The sequence below is a fragment of the Bacillus sp. z14 (2026) genome (genome assembly GCF_058313575.1).
In genome coordinates, this window is record NZ_JBZFQK010000001.1 from 276,783 (window position 1) to 296,039 (window position 19,257).

The 19,257-nt window shown below is 36.6% G+C and carries 17 protein-coding genes; 5 read left to right on the top strand and 12 right to left on the bottom strand.

What is annotated here, in order from left to right:
* Positions 1–78: 78 nt before the first annotated feature.
* The 3 genes from AC4G3O_RS01235 to AC4G3O_RS01245 all read right to left on the bottom strand — a co-directional run bounded on the left by AC4G3O_RS01235 (position 79) and on the right by AC4G3O_RS01245 (position 5,955).
* Complete coding sequence (locus tag AC4G3O_RS01235; RefSeq protein ID WP_491135706.1) at positions 79–2,259, bottom strand: ATP-dependent Clp protease ATP-binding subunit; 2,181 nt, start codon at positions 2,257–2,259, stop codon at positions 79–81.
* A 214-nt stretch (positions 2,260–2,473) separates the two neighbouring features.
* Entirely contained in the window at positions 2,474–5,137 is a 2,664-nt protein-coding gene (ppdK, locus tag AC4G3O_RS01240; RefSeq protein ID WP_491135707.1) for a pyruvate, phosphate dikinase, read from the bottom strand.
* Positions 5,137–5,955, bottom strand: a complete 819-nt coding sequence (locus tag AC4G3O_RS01245) for a pyruvate, water dikinase regulatory protein (protein ID WP_066103589.1) — start codon at positions 5,953–5,955, stop codon at positions 5,137–5,139. The genes ppdK and AC4G3O_RS01245 overlap by 1 nt, the downstream gene beginning before the upstream one ends.
* Before the next feature lie 310 nt (positions 5,956–6,265).
* Between AC4G3O_RS01245 and AC4G3O_RS01250 the strand changes: the two genes are divergently transcribed.
* From AC4G3O_RS01250 to AC4G3O_RS01260, 3 genes are read left to right on the top strand one after another with little or no spacing between them, the layout of a single operon-like run.
* Positions 6,266–7,582 (top strand): alkaline phosphatase family protein, encoded by a 1,317-nt coding sequence (locus tag AC4G3O_RS01250; protein ID WP_066103587.1) that lies wholly within the window; start codon positions 6,266–6,268, stop codon positions 7,580–7,582.
* Between the two features lie 12 nt (positions 7,583–7,594).
* Positions 7,595–8,869, top strand: coding sequence for an MFS transporter (locus AC4G3O_RS01255; protein ID WP_066103586.1), 1,275 nt, complete (start codon positions 7,595–7,597; stop codon positions 8,867–8,869).
* A 57-nt stretch (positions 8,870–8,926) separates the two neighbouring features.
* Positions 8,927–9,316 carry a DUF3021 family protein gene (locus AC4G3O_RS01260; protein ID WP_066103583.1) on the top strand — a complete coding sequence of 130 codons (390 nt, stop codon included), beginning with the start codon at positions 8,927–8,929 and terminating at the stop codon, positions 9,314–9,316.
* 153 nt (positions 9,317–9,469) lie between these two features.
* Here AC4G3O_RS01260 and AC4G3O_RS01265 read toward each other — a convergent pair whose 3' ends face one another.
* Complete coding sequence (locus AC4G3O_RS01265; RefSeq protein ID WP_491135708.1) at positions 9,470–10,225, bottom strand: exodeoxyribonuclease III; 756 nt, start codon at positions 10,223–10,225, stop codon at positions 9,470–9,472.
* A 118-nt stretch (positions 10,226–10,343) separates the two neighbouring features.
* On the opposite strand from AC4G3O_RS01265, the gene AC4G3O_RS01270 reads away from it, so the two are divergent.
* Positions 10,344–10,595: an alpha/beta-type small acid-soluble spore protein gene (locus AC4G3O_RS01270; RefSeq protein WP_066103579.1), complete on the top strand. Its 252-nt coding sequence runs from the start codon at positions 10,344–10,346 to the stop codon at positions 10,593–10,595.
* A gap of 461 nt (positions 10,596–11,056) precedes the next feature.
* Here the strand turns inward: AC4G3O_RS01270 and AC4G3O_RS01275 are convergent, their stop codons facing one another.
* The 7 genes from AC4G3O_RS01275 to AC4G3O_RS01305 form a co-directional block, all read right to left on the bottom strand.
* Positions 11,057–11,398 (bottom strand): PTS sugar transporter subunit IIA, encoded by a 342-nt coding sequence (locus AC4G3O_RS01275; protein ID WP_218975783.1) that lies wholly within the window; start codon positions 11,396–11,398, stop codon positions 11,057–11,059.
* A 734-nt stretch (positions 11,399–12,132) separates the two neighbouring features.
* Positions 12,133–12,612, bottom strand: coding sequence for an acyl-CoA thioesterase (locus tag AC4G3O_RS01280; protein WP_066103576.1), 480 nt, complete (start codon positions 12,610–12,612; stop codon positions 12,133–12,135).
* A 101-nt stretch (positions 12,613–12,713) separates the two neighbouring features.
* Positions 12,714–13,448: a gamma-glutamyl-gamma-aminobutyrate hydrolase family protein gene (locus AC4G3O_RS01285; protein ID WP_491135709.1), complete on the bottom strand. Its 735-nt coding sequence runs from the start codon at positions 13,446–13,448 to the stop codon at positions 12,714–12,716.
* 127 nt (positions 13,449–13,575) lie between these two features.
* Complete coding sequence (locus tag AC4G3O_RS01290; protein ID WP_491135710.1) at positions 13,576–14,442, bottom strand: YitT family protein; 867 nt, start codon at positions 14,440–14,442, stop codon at positions 13,576–13,578.
* A 30-nt stretch (positions 14,443–14,472) separates the two neighbouring features.
* On the bottom strand, positions 14,473–14,904 hold the full coding sequence (locus AC4G3O_RS01295) for a MarR family winged helix-turn-helix transcriptional regulator (RefSeq protein WP_066103571.1): 432 nt from the start codon (positions 14,902–14,904) through the stop codon (positions 14,473–14,475).
* Positions 14,905–15,078: 174 nt separating this feature from the next.
* On the bottom strand, positions 15,079–16,182 hold the full coding sequence (locus AC4G3O_RS01300; RefSeq protein WP_066103569.1) for a branched-chain amino acid aminotransferase: 1,104 nt from the start codon (positions 16,180–16,182) through the stop codon (positions 15,079–15,081).
* A gap of 133 nt (positions 16,183–16,315) precedes the next feature.
* The gene (locus AC4G3O_RS01305; RefSeq protein ID WP_139891881.1) at positions 16,316–16,918 is read right to left on the bottom strand and encodes a DUF6438 domain-containing protein; all 603 of its coding nucleotides are present in this window, start codon (positions 16,916–16,918) and stop codon (positions 16,316–16,318) included.
* 1,088 nt (positions 16,919–18,006) lie between these two features.
* Here AC4G3O_RS01305 and AC4G3O_RS01310 point away from each other — a divergent pair.
* Complete coding sequence (locus tag AC4G3O_RS01310) at positions 18,007–18,159, top strand: YpzG family protein (RefSeq protein WP_077248014.1); 153 nt, start codon at positions 18,007–18,009, stop codon at positions 18,157–18,159.
* A 45-nt stretch (positions 18,160–18,204) separates the two neighbouring features.
* Here AC4G3O_RS01310 and AC4G3O_RS01315 read toward each other — a convergent pair whose 3' ends face one another.
* Positions 18,205–19,257 (bottom strand): ribonucleotide-diphosphate reductase subunit beta, encoded by a 1,053-nt coding sequence (locus AC4G3O_RS01315; RefSeq protein WP_491135711.1) that lies wholly within the window; start codon positions 19,255–19,257, stop codon positions 18,205–18,207.

Sequence of the window (19,257 nt, forward strand, 5' to 3'; positions counted from 1 at the left end):
ATTTCAAAACTATGATAGCTTAAAGAACAAAATCTCATCAAAAAATGCCTCCTATCTCAAGGATAGGAGGCATTTTTATTAGACAGTCACTACTTTTATTTCGTTTTTGATCACTTCTGCTTTAAATGTTCTCTTGTCTGGGTGTGGGTGATTGAAGACACAATCCGCAATTCCATCCTCAAGTTGTTCCTGAATAACTCGACGTAATGGACGTGCTCCAAAAGCAGGATTATATCCAAGCTCAGCCAGTTTTTCTTTTACTTCATCTGTTATGGTCAGTTTAAATCCTTCATGATCAAGCATTTCATATAGTTCAGCAAGCATAATATCTACAATTTCAAGTAAGTTTTCTTTTGTTAATGATTTAAACTCAATGATGCTATCAAAACGGTTTAAAAATTCAGGCTTGAAGTAGCTGCCAAGAGATTGAAGAATAGATACTTCTTCCTCTACTCCTCCTGCTCCAAAACCAACTTTCTTAACTTTCTCACCGACTCCTGCATTACTTGTCATGATAATCACTGTGTCTTTAAAGTTTACTGTGCGTCCCTGACTGTCTGTTAAACGTCCATCTTCAAGGATTTGCAAGAACATGTGCATCACATCTGGATGAGCTTTTTCAATTTCATCCAAAAGAATGATGCTATATGGTTTACGGCGAACCTTTTCGGTTAATTGTCCGGCTTCTTCATGTCCGACATATCCCGGAGGAGAACCGATTAATTTAGACACACTGTGTTTCTCCATATATTCACTCATATCTAAACGAATCATAGAGTCTTTTGTGCCAAACAATTCTTCTGCCAATGCTTTTGATAGCTCAGTCTTCCCAACTCCAGTCGGACCTACAAATAAGAATGATCCAATTGGGCGATTTTTGGCTTTTAAGCCGGCACGGCTCCGACGAACAGCTTTCGCCACTTTTTGAACGGCCTCATCCTGACCGATTACTTTATTTTTAAGTTCCTCTTGAAGCTTATTCATTCGAACAGCTTCATCCTCTTGTAGCTTACCTACTGGTATACCTGTTTTCTGTTCGATGATTTTCTGGATATCTTCTACAGTTACCTTCGGCTTTTCACCAGTTCCTGTTTTAAGCATATTTTCAAGTTTTTCTTCTTCGTCTCGAAGTTTGGCAGCCTGTTCATAGGCTTCTGTTTTTAATGCCTGTTCTTTTTCTTTGTGAATTTGCGCCAATCTTTCTTTTACTGATTCTTCACCTTGATTTTCAATTGTCAAATTCAATTTAGAACCAGCTTCATCCATTAAGTCAATGGCTTTATCCGGCAAGAAACGATCTTGAATATAGCGGTGTGACAGTTCTACCGCTGCTTCTAATACTTCATCACTAAATTCAACAGAATGGTAGGATTCATATCTTTCTCTTAATCCTTTTAGAATATCTAACGCTTCTGCAGTTGTAGGCTCATTAACCATTACTGGTTGGAAACGTCTTTCAAGTGCCCCATCTTTTTCAATTTGACGATACTCATTTAATGTTGTTGCACCTACTAATTGTAACTCTCCACGCGCAAGCGCTGGTTTCAGAATATTCCCTGCATCCATGGAGCCTTCTGCAGATCCGGCACCTACAAGCTGATGAATTTCGTCAATAAACAGAATCACATTTTTTCTTGTTTGCAATTCTTGAATAAGCTGCTTCATCCGTTCCTCAAATTGCCCACGAATACCAGTATTGGATACTAAGGAAGCAACATCAAGCAGATATACTTCTTTATCCTTTAGTTTTAAGGGAACATTCCCTTCCGCAATTTTAAGCGCAAGTCCTTCAGCAATCGCTGTTTTACCAACCCCTGGTTCACCGATCAGGACTGGATTATTTTTCGTACGTCTGTTCAATATCTCAATTACACGTTTAACCTCTTCTTCACGTCCAATCACTGGATCAATGAGTCCTGCTTTTGCATTATAAGTTAAGTTACGACCGTATTGATCAAGTAATCCTCCACCATTAGGCGGCTGTGTTTGTGTTCTGACCTGTTTATGCTGGTTGTGATTTGTCTGGTCCATTGAGCCAGACATATCTGACATAAATGAATCTCCGTTACCCTGGTTGAAAAATGATTCTAATGTAAATGGCTTAAATGGATGTAAATTCATTCCTCCCATTTGAGCTCCTAATTTATTGCGTTCCTCTTTATAGCATGAAGAACACAAATGATGATTTTCCTGATGTCCATTCACCCTTAATTGCATCTGTACAGTTGCTTGGTTTTGTTGGCATTTTTCGCAAACCATAGATGTATCCTCCTTATAATTCTAAATTTATTTTATCGTTTTACAGTTACTAAACTCATTTGAAAATTGGTCAATTTGACTTTGACTATCTTTGACCTTAATTACATTATACTCTGACCTTTTTTGACTTTCAACTATTTTATACCCCTTTGTTTATTTTTTAATCATAAAAAAAGGAAGCGCCTGATACAGCGCTTCTTAGATAAACAAATAATTAATTAGTCACGGCTTCCTTTATATCATCATATCGCAAAGTTGCCTGTGCAGCTGCCAGCCTTGCCAATGGAACACGATAAGGCGAACAGCTTACATAGTCTAAACCGGCTTTATAACAGAAGTCGATTGATATTTTTTCTCCGCCATGCTCCCCGCATATGCCAGTTTTTAATTCAGGTTTTGTTTGTCTGCCCAATTTCACTCCCATTTCGACCAGCTTACCTACACCATCTTGGTCTAACACTGCAAAAGGGTTTTCAGGCAGGACTTTTTCTTCTATATATGTTTGTAAAAACTTCCCTTCCGCATCATCACGGCTGTATCCAAAAGTTGTTTGGGTTAAATCGTTAGTACCGAATGAGAAGAAGTCTGCCTCTTTGGCAATTTGATCAGCAGTAAGTGCTGCCCTTGGGATTTCAATCATAGTACCAATCGTGTACTGGAACTTTTTGTCCGTTTCTGCCTCTACCTGAATCGCTGTATCCATCACCAATTGTCGCATTTGTTTCAATTCATTCACATGTCCAACAAGCGGAATCATGATCTCAGGCTGAACCGGAATACCGCGCTCCATTAAGTTAGCAATCGCATAGAAAATAGCTTTTGCCTGCATGCCGTATATTTCTGGATGAATCATGCCTAATCGGCAACCGCGATGTCCAAGCATAGGATTAAATTCATCCAATTGACGAACCTTTTTTAACAGTTGCTCTTTTTTCATTAATTCCTTTGAATCAGGATCAGTAATTTGAAGCTTCGTCACTTCGATGATTAATTCTTCTTTATCAGGTAAGAATTCATGTAATGGTGGATCTAATAAGCGAATAGTAACCGGATTTCCCTGCATGGCTTCAAAAATGCCTTCAAAATCCTCTTGCTGCATTGGCAATAAATATTCTAATGCTTTATTTCTTTCCGCAATGGTCTCAGAAAGAATCATTTGTTGGACAAACGGTACACGTTTTGCATCCATGAACATATGCTCTGTTCGACATAGTCCGATTCCGCCAGCCCCAAATTCGAGAGCCTTTCTTGCATCCTCTGGATTGTCGGCATTTGCACGTACCCCTAGTTTTCTAGTTTCATCCGCCCATGATAATAAAGTTAAAAATTCATCCGATAATTCTGGATCAATCATTGGAATCTCTCCAAGCATGATTTCACCTGTAGATCCATCTATCGTAATGGTATCATGATGGTTCACTACTATATCGCCAACTCTGAATTGCTTTTCTTTTAAATCAATCTTTAATGGCTCACAGCCGCAGATACATGGCTTTCCCATACCTCTCGCTACCACGGCAGCATGGCTTGTCATTCCCCCACGGGTTGTAACAATTGCCTGGGCAGCAACTATTCCATGAATATCATCAGGTGTCGTCTCAGGACGGACAAGAATGACCTTTTGGCCGTCATTGCCCAATCTTTCTGCTTCATTCGCATCAAATACTACTTGGCCTGTAGCAGATCCTGGTGATGCTGGAAGGCCTTTAGCCAGTTGTTTTCGTTCATAAGTGTCATCAATTCGGGAGTGGAGTAGCTGATCCAATTGCTCCGGATCTACTCTTAACAGCGCTGTTTTTTTATCGATGATCCCTTCCTGCACCATTTCTACAGCAATTCTAATGGCTGCCTGTGCAGTACGTTTACCGGATCTCGTTTGAAGAATGTATAATTGTCCACGCTCAACCGTAAATTCTATATCCTGCAAATCCAAATAGTGTTTTTCAAGCTGCTTGCATGTATTTACGAATTGTTCAAAAACATCTGGCATATCATTTTCCAAGGTATGTATAGGCTGTGGTGTCCTGATTCCCGCAACTACATCTTCTCCCTGAGCATTAATTAAATATTCCCCATATAAAACATGCTCTCCGGTGGATGGGTTTCGGGTAAATGCCACTCCTGTTCCGGAATCTTCACCCATATTCCCAAAAACCATGCTTTGAATATTAACTGCTGTTCCTAAATGTCCAGGAATTTTATTTAAACGTCTGTACACTTTTGCACGCTGATTATTCCAAGAATCAAATACCGCTTTAACAGCTAAAAACATTTGCTCACGAGGGTCTTCGGGGAAACTTTGTTTCGTGTGCTTTCTAACAATATTTTTATAACCTTCTATAACTGTTTTCCAATCTTCGGCGGTTAATTCAGGATCATTTTGATACCCTTTTTGTTCACGTATATCTTCCAGCAATTGCTCAAAATAAAATCCATCAACTCCCAAAACCACATCGCTGAACATTTGAATGAAACGACGATAAGAGTCATAAGCAAACCTTGGATTTCCTGTTAATTCTGCCATGCCAACAACCGTTTTATCATTCATACCGAGATTTAAGACAGTATCCATCATACCCGGCATTGAAAAGACGGATCCTGATCTAACAGAAACTAAGAGGGGATCAGTTGGGTCGCCAAGCTTTTTACCAGTGCTCTGTTCAAGATTTTGGAGTGCCTCGAGAATTTGCTCTTCCATCTCTTCAGTAATTTGTTTTTCATTTTCATAATAAGAGTTACAGGCTTCTGTACTGATGGTGAATCCAAATGGTACAGGTAAACCGATATTCGTCATTTCAGCTAAATTAGCTCCTTTACCACCCAATAAATCTTTCATATTACTATTTCCTTCGTTAAAAAGATAAACATATTTAGTCATCATACATAGCTCCTCTCACCTTTTAAAATATCCAAAATAATACTCGCTGTTTCTTCAATAGCTTTATTGGAAACATTAATGATCGGACAGCCGACTCTTTTCATAATTTTCTCGGCATAATCCAATTCCTCTAATATTCGCTCATAACTGGCATAGTTAGACTGAGAGGTTAAACCTAATGATTTTAATCTTTCTTTACGGATTGCATTTAACTGGTCTGGAGTTATAATCAGACCAACACATTTACTCTTTTTAATTTTGAATAACTCATCAGGCGGTGAAACTTCTGGAACTAAAGGCACATTGGCTACCTTGTACCCTTTGTGTGCTAAATACATCGATAATGGAGTTTTTGAAGTCCTTGAGACTCCTATTATCACAATATCTGCATTTAAAAGACCCCTTGCATCTTTACCATCATCGTACTTGACGGCAAATTCAACTGCTTCAACCTTACGAAAATAGTCTTCATCCAATTGTCTGGTTAATCCTGAAAGATGATTGGCTGGCTTATGGAATTTTTCCTCAAATGCATTTAATAATGGAGATAACAGATCAACTGCTACTACATTCGCTTCTTTAGCCCGCAAATCCACATGCTCTTTTAAGGAAGGAATAACAAGGGTGTACGCAATAATGGAGGAGTCCTGTTTTGCTAAATTGATAATTTCATCAATATCTTCTTCACTTTTTACATATGAATTTCTTCTAATATCTACTTGTCCGCCATTAAACTGTGTGGCAACCGCCTTTACGACAAATTCTGCTGTTTCTCCTACCGAATCAGATATAACGTATACAATTTCCCTCTTGTTCATCAGCCAATTCCCTTCTATCCATAAATTAGTTATGTATTCGTAATATATAAGCAATGACTGTTATTTTTCTGTTCATCTCCCTCTCTAAATCAACCTCAATTAATTTTTTCGTTAACTTAATAGTATCACCACTTTTTTAAAATTCAAACTAATATGTTATACTTTTTACCAATTAGTATAACACAATTTACTTCTTGAAAATCATCTATTATATATAAATATATCTCAATTTTATGTATTTTCAAAAAAATAAACTATACAATTCATTACACAATAGTAAAATAAAAGATAAAGCGGAAAGGAGGTATCTATGAACGGCCTAACAAAGCGAATAATTGTAATATCTTTTGATTGCTTATCTGCATTGGATTTTCCTAAATTAACTAATTTAACGCACTTCAGGGATATAATTGAGAGAGGATCTTATGCAAACCATGTTCAAACCATCTACCCCTCTTTAACCTATCCTTGTCATACATCCATCATCACAGGTAATTATCCGAAAAGACATGGGATTATCAACAATACGCTTATTCAGCCCGGCCGGAAATCTCCTGATTGGCAATGGTACAGATCTTCTATTAAAGGCACTACTTTATATGATCAGGCAAAAAAGGCCAACCTAACAACCGCTTCCCTTTTATGGCCTGTCACTGGCCGTGCGAACATCGATTACAATTTGCCGGAAATTTTTCCAAACAGACCCTGGCAAACTCAACTGCTTGTCTCACTCTTCAGCGGCAGTCCTCTCTACCAATGGCAGCTGAATAAAAAATTCGGCCATCTGAGGCAGGGACTGAGTCAACCACATTTAGATGACTTTGTGCTGGCCTCTTGCCTTGAAACAATCAAAACGAAGCAGCCACATTTACTTCTTGTTCATTTCACAGATTTGGATTCAAAGCGACATGACCATGGATTTGATTCCAGCGAAGCTAATGAAGCACTGACAAGGCATAATGAACGTCTTGGCCAAATTATTACCACATTGAAAGAAATACAATTATATGAAGAAACAACAGTGATTGTCCTTGGGGATCACAGTGCATTAGATGAAAATAAAGCGATACAAGTAAACACCCTATTTAAACGGGAAAATTTTATACATATTAACAAACAAGGAAAATTGATCAATTGGAAGGCTTATTGTAAATCCTGTGATGGATCAGCATATATTTACGTAAAAGATAAAGAAGATATCGGTACCTACAAGCGAGTTCAGTCATTATTGACTAAATTAATGGAGAACAAAGACAACGGGATTGAACAAATCCTGACTGGTACTGAAGCAGAAAATTTAGGGGCAGACCCAGCTTGTGCCTTCATGCTTGAAGCAAGAAAAGGGTTCTATTTCACGGAATCTTATGAAGGCGATTTCATTAAGCATATAAGCGCAGAAGATGTGAAGCGTGAACCCAAATATACATTGGCCACACATGGATATTCTCCTCAAAAACCAGATTACAGCACCGTATTTATAGCAGCAGGCAAAGGAGTCACAAGCGGACAAATCATTCCAAACATGCACCTTGTCGATATAGGTCCTACATTAGCTGCTATGCTGGGTCTCTCCCTGGGAGAAACAGATGGAAAGGTGATAGAAGCGTTTATCCAGCCAAAAGAATAAAGGAGGTAAGGTATGAGTTCACTAACAAAGCAGGAGAAAAGCTGGGCTTTTTATGACTGGGCAAATTCAGCCTATTCAATTGTAATCGTGACAGCCATCTTTCCTATTTATTTCAAAGCAGCCGCAGATGCAGCGAATATATCGAATGCTACGTCAACTGCTTATTGGGGTTATGCCAATTCTATTGGTACATTATTAATCTCTATTTTGGCACCGCTCTTGGGTACAATTGCAGATTTTAAAGGATTTAAGAAACGTTTCTTTATTTTCTTTTTTTCACTGGGGATACTCTTCACTTTCATGCTAGCAATCGTACCTTTTGATCAATGGATCATTTTATTGATTTGCTACATCATCACTTCCATTGGTTTTGCAGGCGCAAATATTTTTTATGATGCCTTTTTAGTAGATGTGACCGATGATAATAAAATGAGTAAACTCTCTGCTCACGGATATGCATTGGGGTATATAGGAAGTACCATTCCATTTATCATTGGGATTGCCCTCACCCTGCTCGCTCAACAAAAAATCATTCCACTCTCCATTACAGCAGCAATGCAAGCAGCCTTTATAATCACAGCACTATGGTGGGGATTATTTACGATTCCGCTGTTAAGAAATGTACAACAAACATATTATATTGAACGGGTTAGAAACCCAATCAGGATGAGTTTTAAACGCCTGTTTGCTACGTTCCAAAATATCAGAGCCTATCGTCATTTATTTATTTTCCTGATTGCTTATTTTTTTTATATTGATGGTGTGCATACGATTATTACGATGTCGACTGCCTATGGAACTGATTTAGGCTTTAGCTCGACTACCTTGTTAATTGTTTTATTTGTCACGCAAGTCATAGCCGCTCCATTCTCTTTGCTATATGCCAGACTGGCAGCTAAATACAATGAAAAAATCATGATTTTAGTAGGTATAGCAATCTACACATTTATTTGTATCTACGCTTATTTTATTACGTCAGCGCTTGATTTTTGGATATTGGCTATCCTGGTAGGTACGTCACAGGGTGGGATTCAAGCTTTAAGCCGCTCCTATTACGCTAAACTTGTGCCAAAAGAGTCTTCAAATGAATTTTTTGGCTTTTATAATATCTTTGGAAAATTTGCTGCTATTACCGGTCCATTTTTAATGGGAATCACAACGCAAATTACCGGCAATACAAATATTGGTGTGCTTAGTTTAGTGGTCCTATTTATCATTGGCGGGCTCTTCATGCTCCGTGTGCCAAATACTGCCCAGCATGCCCCTACTGTTACGGCAAAATTATAAATATGTTAACAAATATAATCTGTTTATTGGTAAGGTCTACTCTTGTGAATATGATATATGAACGAGGTGAAGACAATAGCTTATGTAACGGCAGGAATGATAAGAGCGTTTATACCTTTTTTAATTTTGACTAGTATATCAATTGTTCTTTATTACGGCTCTGGACCGGTTCATGAGGTAAGAAGTACGTTTATTGTGGGTATAATCAGTGCTCTAGTTGCAGGTTTTTCAGTTATATACAGTATTGACGGCTGGTCGTTGAAGAAGCAGAGTATAATTCACTTTGGTTTTATGCTTTTGACCATTTTTCCATGTCTTATTTTCAGTGGATGGTTTGAAATAAAATCTTTAATGGATATTGCAGCCTTATTGGGTATCTTTTTGATATGGGGAATTACTTTATGGAGTATCTTCTACCTCATTTTTGGTATTCTAATCAAACGGTAAACCATAAAGAGATTTACAGAATGCTTTAACAAACAAAAAGAAACACTTTCTCGAAATGCTGAAAGTGTTTCTTTGTTTTCAAATAATTTTTAGATTAATGCCTTACTTTTGAATATGGACTTCTCTATACGACTAACTAAAAATTACATCGACTCAAATTTTCATTTCCAAAGAAATTGGACAATGGTCACTACCCATAATTGACGTGTGGAATTCTGCTTCGGTAATTAGATTAGCGATTGATTCAGACACAATAAAGTAGTCAATCCGCCACCCAATATTACGTTCGCGGACTTTGCTCATATAAGACCACCAGCTATACACTTCTGTTTTATCAGGATAGAGATAACGGAAGGAATCAACAAAACCGCTAGATAATAAAGCTGTCATCTTACCTCGTTCCTCATCTGTGAAGCCAGAATTCCCTTTATTTGATTTGGGGTTTCGTAAATCTTCGGGTTTATGAGCAACATTTAAATCTCCCGTTAAAATCACTGCTTTCTCTTTATTCAATTCATGTAAGTAAGCATAAAGTAAATCTTCCCAAACCAAACGGTACCCAAGCCTTGCCAGGTCACGCTGTGAATTTGGTGTATACACATTTACAATGAAAAATTGATCAAATTCCAATGTAATGGCTCTGCCTTCCACATCATACTCATCATTCCCAATCCCGTATTTAACGGATAATGGTTTTTGACGAGTAAAAATTGCCGTGCCTGAGTATCCTTTTTTTACAGCGTAATTCCAGTATTGATAATAGCCATCCAGCTCCAGATTAATCTGGCCCTCCTGCAGTTTAGTTTCCTGCAAACAAAATATATCAGCGTTTAATTCTTTAAAAGTATCCAAAAAACCTTTTCCAACGCAAGCTCTTATCCCATTCACATTCCAAGAAACAAATTTCATAACTTCAATTTTCCCCCTGCTAAATATCTCTATCTAATTCATATAAAATTCATTATAACAAATCGAGTAGATAAAATGCGGTTTGGGCACCTTATATTTAAAGGAGACGTGATTAACGATGGCCAAACGCAGAAAGATTTTAGTACCTGAATCCAGGGAACAATTAGATCAGCTGAAAGCAAAAGTGGCGCAAGCTGACCACCCGGACAGAGCAAAATATGAAGTAGCTAAAGATCTTGGCATTCCCCTCAATGAAGGATATAATGGTCGCATTGCTGCAGCAGATGCAGGAAAAATCGGCGGTAAACTAGGTGGAAGCATGGTGAAGGAATTAACCAAATTGGCAAAGGAAAATATATTGAGGCAATAAAAAAAGCCTCTCAGGCTTCAAAAAAAGTTAAGTGAAGAATTATAAAAGCTGAAATTTATAGAGCTACAGAGTTTTTCAACTATTTTGTTAACCCCCGAAGATACAAGTTGATTGCTCGTTAACTCAATTACAGCTAATCCTGTTTTCCAAAATTACCGTTTCACTCTCAAATGATTTAATTTACTTTACTGTACTCAGACGCAACCGGAAGATCGCCAATTGCTATTGGTAAGGCCCTTACTTGTAATAATACAGCTGATTTCAACAACGCTGTCATAGAGTAAACTTCCTGATTGCTCCTTTATTCATTGACAGCTTGTTGTAATGCCTTTCTACCCATCAATTCAATGATAATACAAGCAAACCTTCTTTTTAATTTGGCAACGCTCCTACTCTTTCCAGTTTTTATTTGCCATCTTCAATATCGGTAAACCATAATCCCTTCACAGCCAATTTATTCCTCATACATTTTTATAAATTCTTCTATCAATTCCGGTGTGTAACTCGCTGCTTTCATATAATTCTACAAATTCAGCAGCCATATTCTTAACTGTCAAGGTTTTCATCAGATTATTCTGTGCAAGTAGCATTAAGAATGATACATTCATAACTTCTTCCGTTTCTTTCTGTAATAAACAAACTTGCGTTTGATGAGCCATTAGAATAGCATCTGTTGATTCTTTCAATTTTTGGTGAGCTAGGCTATAATCTCCGTGCTTCGCTGCAGCAATTGCTTCCACCGCACAGCTTCGACCGTCTCCACCATGGAGAATTAACCTGAATTTTTCTACTTCATTCATCATTTTCCCTCCATTTAGATAGATTTGATATTTTATAATATTGCAGTCCTCATCTCTGATTCTCCTGCTTTATCTTATGCTATCCATATTTTCATATCTTTTAATACGTATCAGATTGGAATTTCCAATCAATATTCCATAGTCGAAAAATCATTCATAACGTTGATAAAACAATACCCTTTTTAAAGGCTTACTAACCAGAAATTTCAAATGCAATAAATCTCATAATCATCAGCATTCACAATTAGTATTTTCATATAATATAGTACCTTCGTTTGAGTTATTTATATCTGACGATCCTAAGATTTTTATGATAGGATAATCATCCAATTAATACTGGGAACATCTGATCTTGAGTCTATATCACTCTCTGTAAACCCTGTTCAGTTTCGGAGGTATACACATGGTTAATATGAAATATCTAGAGGAGTCAGATACCATTATTTATTTTTCAGAAATAAAAAAGGGAAGGCCTCAGCCCTCCCTGTTATCATCTGTGTTAATCTCTATAATAGTAAACTAGCTCCCTCAGGTTACTGAATTCGGTCTGGATCTATGTATATGTTTTCTCTCTTCTTTGGTAGAAGTAACTCAACTATAGCTATTCATCTCTAGAAATTTCCTTCTAATTTAGGACTATTTCTTTTTAAAAAGCAGGAATAATTGAGGAGTATTAGCCGTTACAAAAATCATCATAAAACCTTGAAAAACATATTTCCAAGGCTTTGGTGACTCCCTTATTTAGATTTCTGCTTTCTCATTTTCCGTTCTTGATACTTCGCTTCAGCACGATTATACAGCTCTTTTTCAAGCTCGGTTTCAGGCAGTACTTTAGGAACTGAAGAGGGCCTTCCATCTTTATCAATCGCAATCATTGTCAAGAATGCCTCAGACGTTAGTCTTCTCTCTCCAGTCATCAGATTCTCTCCTTCAACCCTTACATACACCACCATTGAGGTATTGTGTGACCAAGTAACAAACGCCTCCAAACAGATAGCCTGCCCAGATTTAATAGGAGCATGAAAATCGAACGAATCACTTGAAGCTGTAACCACTGGTTTTCTACAATGACGCATCGCAGCAATTCCTGCAATTTTATCAACATACGCCATTACCTTACCACCAAAAATCGAATTGTACTGATTTGTATCAGCAGGTAAAACTAAATCAGTCAAATAAGCTTTTGAATTACTTGGTACTTTGCCTTCATCCAACATGGCGCTCGACCCCTAACCTATTATATTCTATTTATCCCAATATACTACACATAGAAAAAGACTGCCAAATGACAGTCTTTTCGTTTAGCTTACTTAATTTCTCATAAAGCGTTTTGCTTACAAACACCAATAAAATGTCTTAACAATTGATCCATGCTGGCATCATGTTTACGCAATTCTTCTGGATGAAATTGAGTTGCCATAATTGAATCATCAATTCCTTCAAACGCTTCTATTAATCCATCTTCAGCCTTCGCGACTGGTTTTAAGCCTTTACCTAACTCTTTTATGCCCTGATGATGAAAACTATTCACATCCATTTTATCCTTTTTGACAATACTATATAGTTGGCTATCCTGTTCTAAAAAAACTGTATGAACTGGCTCAGGCCGCTCTACATTTGATAGATGCTTCAAATCATCAGAATTATCATCTTCTTTATCTTCTTCAACATGCTGGTAGAGACTTCCACCTACTGCTACATTAATTAAATGTGAACCCCTGCATATTCCAAATAACGGTTTCCCTTGCTTGCGTGCTTCTTCAATGATTTGGAAATGTGATTGATCTAGCCCCTTATGTGTGTCTCCTAAATCCTCACTTGGTGGTTCATTGTAAAATATCGGATTCACATCAATACCACCCGTTAATAAAATCCCATCAACCATCGAAACCCAAATCTTAGCGAGTTCCTCATTACCCAATGGAAAAATCAATGGAATTCCACCTGTTTTTTTTATTGCTTCTGAATAACTTAAAAATACAGTTGTTGTATTGTTTCCTTCTATTTTTAATATATTACTTGTTAACCCAATAATCGGTTTATCATTTTTCATATCTAAATTCCTCCCTTAATCTCTCACTTCTATTCCCATTAAATATTATTTTTACTCTAGAAATATTTGTAATTTATTCAACTGATAAAAAATAGCAGCCCAATGATGAGCTGCTATCATATTAATATTAGTGTATGTTTTTCTTTTCAAAGTTACCGCCCATAACATCAGAAACGTTCTGAATCGCTATAAAGGCATTTTCATCAATATCATGTACAACATCTTTTAATTTAGCCAATTCCAGACGTGTCATTACGCAATAAACCATTTGCGTATCTTCCTTTAGGTAGCCACCCTTTGCATAAATAAACGTGGTCGATCTTCCAAGGCGATCCTGAATAGCCTCTGAAATTTCTGCATATTCGTTGGAAATAATCGTTACAGATCTAGATTCATTTAAACCTTCTACTACGATATCCATAACCTTAGCGGCCATATAATACGCGAAAATAGAATACATTGCAGAATCCCATTCAAACACGAAACCCGCAGCAATAAAGATGAAAACATTTATGAACATAATGATTTGTCCAACTGGCAATCTTAATTTCTTAGATAATAAAATCGCTATGATTTCTGTACCGTCAAGGGCGCCTCCAACACGAATAACAATCCCAACTCCAAGCCCAAGAATCAATCCTCCAAATAACACCGCCAGGATTTTCTCATCTGTAAATGGCTCAACATGATGCAACATTGCTGTACTAACAGAAAGCACGGCGATACCATAAATAGAGGAAATCGCAAAAGTTTTTCCTATTTGTTTGTATCCAATATATAGGAATGGCAAGTTAATAATAAAGATGAATAGTCCCAGCTGTAGTTTGGTTATATGCGAAAGCATGATAGATATCCCAGTTATTCCACCATCAATGACACTGTTTGGTACCAAGAAGAGTTCCAATGCAACAGCCATCATGACTGCACCAAGTGTAATGAAGAAAAATCTTGTTAGTATTTTTAATATAGATGCTTTTTTATGTGTTTTTGGCAAAACTATTCCTTCTTTCTTTATAAATATTTATTATTTTGATTGATAATCAGTAAATTTTTGAAGAATAGAATTTAATATCTTCAGTTCGTGTTCATCCAGTAAAGCTGCATACTTTTTTAAAATTTCTCGGGAGTTCTCTCTTGCCTTCTGAAGAACTTGAACCCCCTCTTCGGTAAGTGTTACAGCGACAAACCTTCTATCCTTCTCATCTTGAACTCTTGAAACAAATCCATGCTGCACCAGCCTTTCAAGCATGACGGTGATCGCGCTTGGTTTCACATTGAGGATTTTCGCTAAATGTTTAACGTTTGTCACTTTTTCTTTTTCAATTTTATTTAACAAATGAAATTGCGATCCGGTAATCCCCAAATCCTGATGCTGCGTAATCTCCGACATGATTGTTCTAATTGTTGAAATCAATATACTTTCAAATTCTTCTATTTGATTTTCTTTACCATCCATCCTATATTGTCCTCTCTTACATCGAGAATAATTTTAATTTTTTTGCTTAATTATTATACCATATTATAATTAAATAGTTTAACTATCTTATATATACACTTTCCAAATTAATATTAACCAAACAAAAAGGCATAAAAAAAACCGTGGTTACCCACGATTCTCTTTCAAAACTTTTTATTTATATACATGTATCTGGCTTTCTTCTTTGACTTCCTTTATCCAATTGAATGGATCTTCTACTTTTCCATTTTGTATTCCTGTGATGGTATCATATAATTTTTGCGTTAACGTTCCTATTTTCCCTTTGTTGATGGTTAAAATTTCATTATCCCATAATAATTCACCAATTGGCGAAACTACTGCTGCTGTTCCTGTCCCAAAGGCTTCTTCCAATTTCCCATTTTTATTAGCCTCAATAATCTCCTGCATAGAAACTCGACGTTCTGTAACTGGGATGTTCCAATGTTGTAATAGCTGAATAATTGATTGACGAGTCACACCATCCAATACACTGCCGTTTAATGCAGGCGTGACAACCTCACCATTTATTTTAAAGAAGACGTTCATGCTTCCGACTTCTTCGATATACTTTTTCTCAATTCCATCAAGCCAAAGCACCTGTGAACAGCCAAGTGCTTCTGCCAATTCCTGTGCTTTAAGACTGGATGAATAATTACCGCCTGTTTTGGCCATCCCTGTACCGCCCTTTACAGATCGTACGTAATCTTTCTCAACACCAATTCGAACGGGATTGATTCCCTCTTTATAATACGCTCCCACTGGTGACAAAATGATTATGAACTGATAATGCTTGGACGGTGCAACACCCAAATAAGGTTCTGTTGCAATAATAAACGGCCGTACGTATAAAGAAGTACCTTCCCGGTCCGGAATCCATTCACGATCAATATCGATTAGGATTTCCAATGCCTTGATAACAAACGACTCATCTATATGGGGGATGCATAAACGATCATTAGATTTGTTCATCCGTTCAAAATTCTTTTCCGGTCTAAACAGAAAAACCCGATTATCGTGAGTACGATATGCTTTTAGCCCTTCAAAAACCGTTTGTCCATAGTGAAAAGTCATGCAGGAAGGCTCAAGTGTAATAGGTTGATAGGGAATAATCCTCGGATCATGCCACCCACCCAATTCTTCATCATAATCCATAATAAACATATGATCCGTAAAAATTCTTCCGAAGCCAAGTGTTTCAGGATTGGGCTTTTCTTTTTTATAATTGGTTTTTGTGATAGAAATTAGTTGAGTATCCATGTGATGTCCCCTTTAAATTGTCAGAATAATTAATAAAATTAATTGTACTCCTCAAATAGAGAACCTGCAAGTAGCAAACTTAAAATTAATAAAAAAACTCCAATTCATCGACTATTTCTCATAATCAAATGTTTTAGCGCTCCGAGCTCATAATGATATATGGATGTATACGACCTGTACTATCTTTTCCTAACTTATCAATCTGCCAGTTATGATAATTAGCCTCATTCACATTAATCATTTGAAATGCATCAGCTTGATTGGAGCTGGATATTACATATTCCTCATGTGAGTTCGACTTTCTTTTAATATGGAAGAGATAGAGAGGTTGTTTAATTAAATTCTTTAATCCCAATAATTCTTCCATTTTTCTTTCAAAGGCATCCAATTTTTTCAATGTATGCTTACTATTATCACAAGCAGCATCCTCGTCACCCAAATCATGTACCACTGTCTTATGTTCGCCAAATTGATATACCAATCGGGTAACACAAGTCGGGCTATCCGGCACAATTTGTGCAGTAGTATTATAAATGAAGTTTTTGTAATCAAATGATAGCAAGAGATCTTCAATTTTTTTAACTCTTTGCTTAGAAACCGTAAAGTTCTTAACGCCTATATATGAAACATACTTCTCACCCTGCCAACTTACATGCCCTTCACTTGTGATGGTTGCCTGATAAATCGGGGATTTGCCAAGACATGATGTCCGCGAGATGGAAAATTCTTTAAACAACTTTATACTTCCTCCTATTAGTACAAACTGATTCTTTAGAGTGCTAGATATCTATATATTTATCACGTGCTCACTTTTCAAACATTTTCCAAATTATAATAGGTCTACCATATATACTATGAAAGACCAATACCATTTATAATAAGCCAACTGACACATTAATTAAAGACCAAAAGTATCTATTTAAGGCTGGCTGCTACAAGTATAATATGAGTTAAATTTCCTAAATTAATATAGTTTTAAAAAAATATAACATACCTCTTTAGATGTTAGTTATCATTTTGCGGGAGAGTGTATTTTACATGGTGAAGAAATTGAAAAGAGAACAAGCTGATCTTTCTTGACAATATCGAGGAATGTTTCTGTATGGATTTCTGCCAATAAATTAAAATCAATCACTAAGCTACTATAACATATCTGTAAAAATTGATGTTTCAGATAAATATGCTAACTTTAATTTTACGAAAATTAGAAACAGCAATCTTTCTTTTGGACAAATTTTATCTGAAAGAAGTGCTGGCTCATAAGCAGAAAACAAACTATAAGAAAGCCCGACTTTTATTCAATAACACATTTACTTATACAGGTTCCGCAATAAGGATAAATCGATGATGTGTTACATCAAAGTACCCATCCGCCTGAATAATCTGGTGGATTATATATCATACATCCAATTAATGATCCAACTCAAAACTCGGTACTTTCCAGGGAATGGCTTTTAGATATAAAAGTACCAACATCATAAAACGTTGGATTGGATAGGCTTCTTGACTATAAACAACAGTCATATCATTCTTCCGGACTTCTTTCAGTGCTATTTCATCGTATTTTCCCCTTTAACAGATGATTTTATAAATCATTCTGTCAAAATGGGAGACCGCGGCATAGATTTCTCCGTTATTATTGTTCATATTCCAAATTTCGCATAATTATCCACCATCAATATCCATATTATATATATTTTATCATAATATAGAAAATAATTCGTGAACTTTTCCCGAGATTAAAAGGCACTCATTTTGTATATCCTATACTTGATGTCCTCAAAAGGGACATCAGAACGTATCCTACTGATGGGGTGATAAGCAATGAGTTATCGGAATCATTTAGATCCACACTCTTCTCTTTTTCACCATAACTGGACAAGGCGGAAGCGCTCAAAATCACAGGTTAACGGACATACTGCAATGTCCCAAACCAATATCATTTTGAGGAGCAATGCGAAAGCTCACCGCTGGTAAGGATGCCTTCAAGCAAAAAGACGCCGTAATGGCGTCTTTTTACATTTACAGTTCATCAAATCCATTGGTATCTGTTGTTTTTGTATATTGTCTTGATTTCTGCTCAAAGAAATCCGTCTTGCCTAAATCCACTTCCTGATAGGCAACAATCCATCTTAATGGATTTTTGTTCGGAACCTCTGGAAACGGAGATCTTCCATACCCCAATTGATTGCAACGCTTATTAGCCATAAACTGGATATATTGTTCGAGCTCAGCCATCGTAATTCCCTCGATTTTATTTCCTATAACTTTATAACCCCATTCAATCTCAAGCTCTGCAGCAGTTCGGAAGGTTTCAATCGCAAAATTTTTCAATTCTTCTGTATTTGTTTCAGGATGTTCAGCCAATATTTCTTTAAAAATCTTCTCAAACAGCCCAACATGGATCTGCTCGTCTCGATTTATATAATTAATCATCGTTGAAGTTGCCACCATCTTTTGGTTTCTGGCCAAATTATAAAAGAAAGCAAAGCCTGAGTAAAAGAAGAGCCCTTCTAGGATTACATCATAGATAATCGATTTAAGCAGATTTTCAATTGTTGGGTTTTCTGTGAAATCCCGATAGCCATCAGTAATAAAATCATTTCGTTTACGCAAAATCTCTTCAGTTCTCCAATATTCAAAAACTTCATCTTGCTTGCTTTTCTGGACAATACTTGACAATACATAGGAGTAGGAATGGTTATGAATGACTTCTTGCTGCGCCAGCATAATCATCAATGCATTCAGAGATGAATCGGTCAGATAGTCGGCGACTTTACTGGCATAGTCAGACTGGATACTATCAAGCAATGCCAACAAGCCTATAATTTTTAGAAAGGATTCTTGTTCAATTTCTGAAAGATTTGGAAATTGTTTCGCATCATTCACCATATTAATTTCAAAAGGCGTCCAAAAATTAGATAGCATTACTTTATATTTAGGATATGCCCATGGATAGCGCACATCATCCCAATTTAAAATATTTGAATTTCTGCCATTAATAATACCCGTTAGACTATTCGGTGCTACCCGATCGACTAATTTACGTTTTTCCACTATTGTTTTTGTATCCAT

What these genes read in the sequence shown, in the direction of transcription:
- AC4G3O_RS01235 (WP_491135706.1), bottom strand. Translation starts at nt 2,259, where the DNA reads ATGGTTTGCGAAAAATGCCAACAAAACCAAGCAACTGTACAGATGCAA.
- ppdK (WP_491135707.1), bottom strand. Translation starts at nt 5,137, where the DNA reads ATGACTAAATATGTTTATCTTTTTAACGAAGGAAATAGTAATATGAAA.
- AC4G3O_RS01245 (WP_066103589.1), bottom strand. Translation starts at nt 5,955, where the DNA reads ATGAACAAGAGGGAAATTGTATACGTTATATCTGATTCGGTAGGAGAA.
- AC4G3O_RS01250 (WP_066103587.1), top strand. Translation starts at nt 6,266, where the DNA reads ATGAACGGCCTAACAAAGCGAATAATTGTAATATCTTTTGATTGCTTA.
- AC4G3O_RS01255 (WP_066103586.1), top strand. Translation starts at nt 7,595, where the DNA reads ATGAGTTCACTAACAAAGCAGGAGAAAAGCTGGGCTTTTTATGACTGG.
- AC4G3O_RS01260 (WP_066103583.1), top strand. Translation starts at nt 8,927, where the DNA reads ATGAACGAGGTGAAGACAATAGCTTATGTAACGGCAGGAATGATAAGA.
- AC4G3O_RS01265 (WP_491135708.1), bottom strand. Translation starts at nt 10,225, where the DNA reads ATGAAATTTGTTTCTTGGAATGTGAATGGGATAAGAGCTTGCGTTGGA.
- AC4G3O_RS01270 (WP_066103579.1), top strand. Translation starts at nt 10,344, where the DNA reads ATGGCCAAACGCAGAAAGATTTTAGTACCTGAATCCAGGGAACAATTA.
- AC4G3O_RS01275 (WP_218975783.1), bottom strand. Translation starts at nt 11,398, where the DNA reads ATGATGAATGAAGTAGAAAAATTCAGGTTAATTCTCCATGGTGGAGAC.
- AC4G3O_RS01280 (WP_066103576.1), bottom strand. Translation starts at nt 12,612, where the DNA reads ATGTTGGATGAAGGCAAAGTACCAAGTAATTCAAAAGCTTATTTGACT.
- AC4G3O_RS01285 (WP_491135709.1), bottom strand. Translation starts at nt 13,448, where the DNA reads ATGAAAAATGATAAACCGATTATTGGGTTAACAAGTAATATATTAAAA.
- AC4G3O_RS01295 (WP_066103571.1), bottom strand. Translation starts at nt 14,904, where the DNA reads ATGGATGGTAAAGAAAATCAAATAGAAGAATTTGAAAGTATATTGATT.
- AC4G3O_RS01300 (WP_066103569.1), bottom strand. Translation starts at nt 16,182, where the DNA reads ATGGATACTCAACTAATTTCTATCACAAAAACCAATTATAAAAAAGAA.
- AC4G3O_RS01310 (WP_077248014.1), top strand. Translation starts at nt 18,007, where the DNA reads ATGAGTTATCGGAATCATTTAGATCCACACTCTTCTCTTTTTCACCAT.
- AC4G3O_RS01315 (WP_491135711.1), bottom strand. Translation starts at nt 19,257, where the DNA reads ATGGATACAAAAACAATAGTGGAAAAACGTAAATTAGTCGATCGGGTA.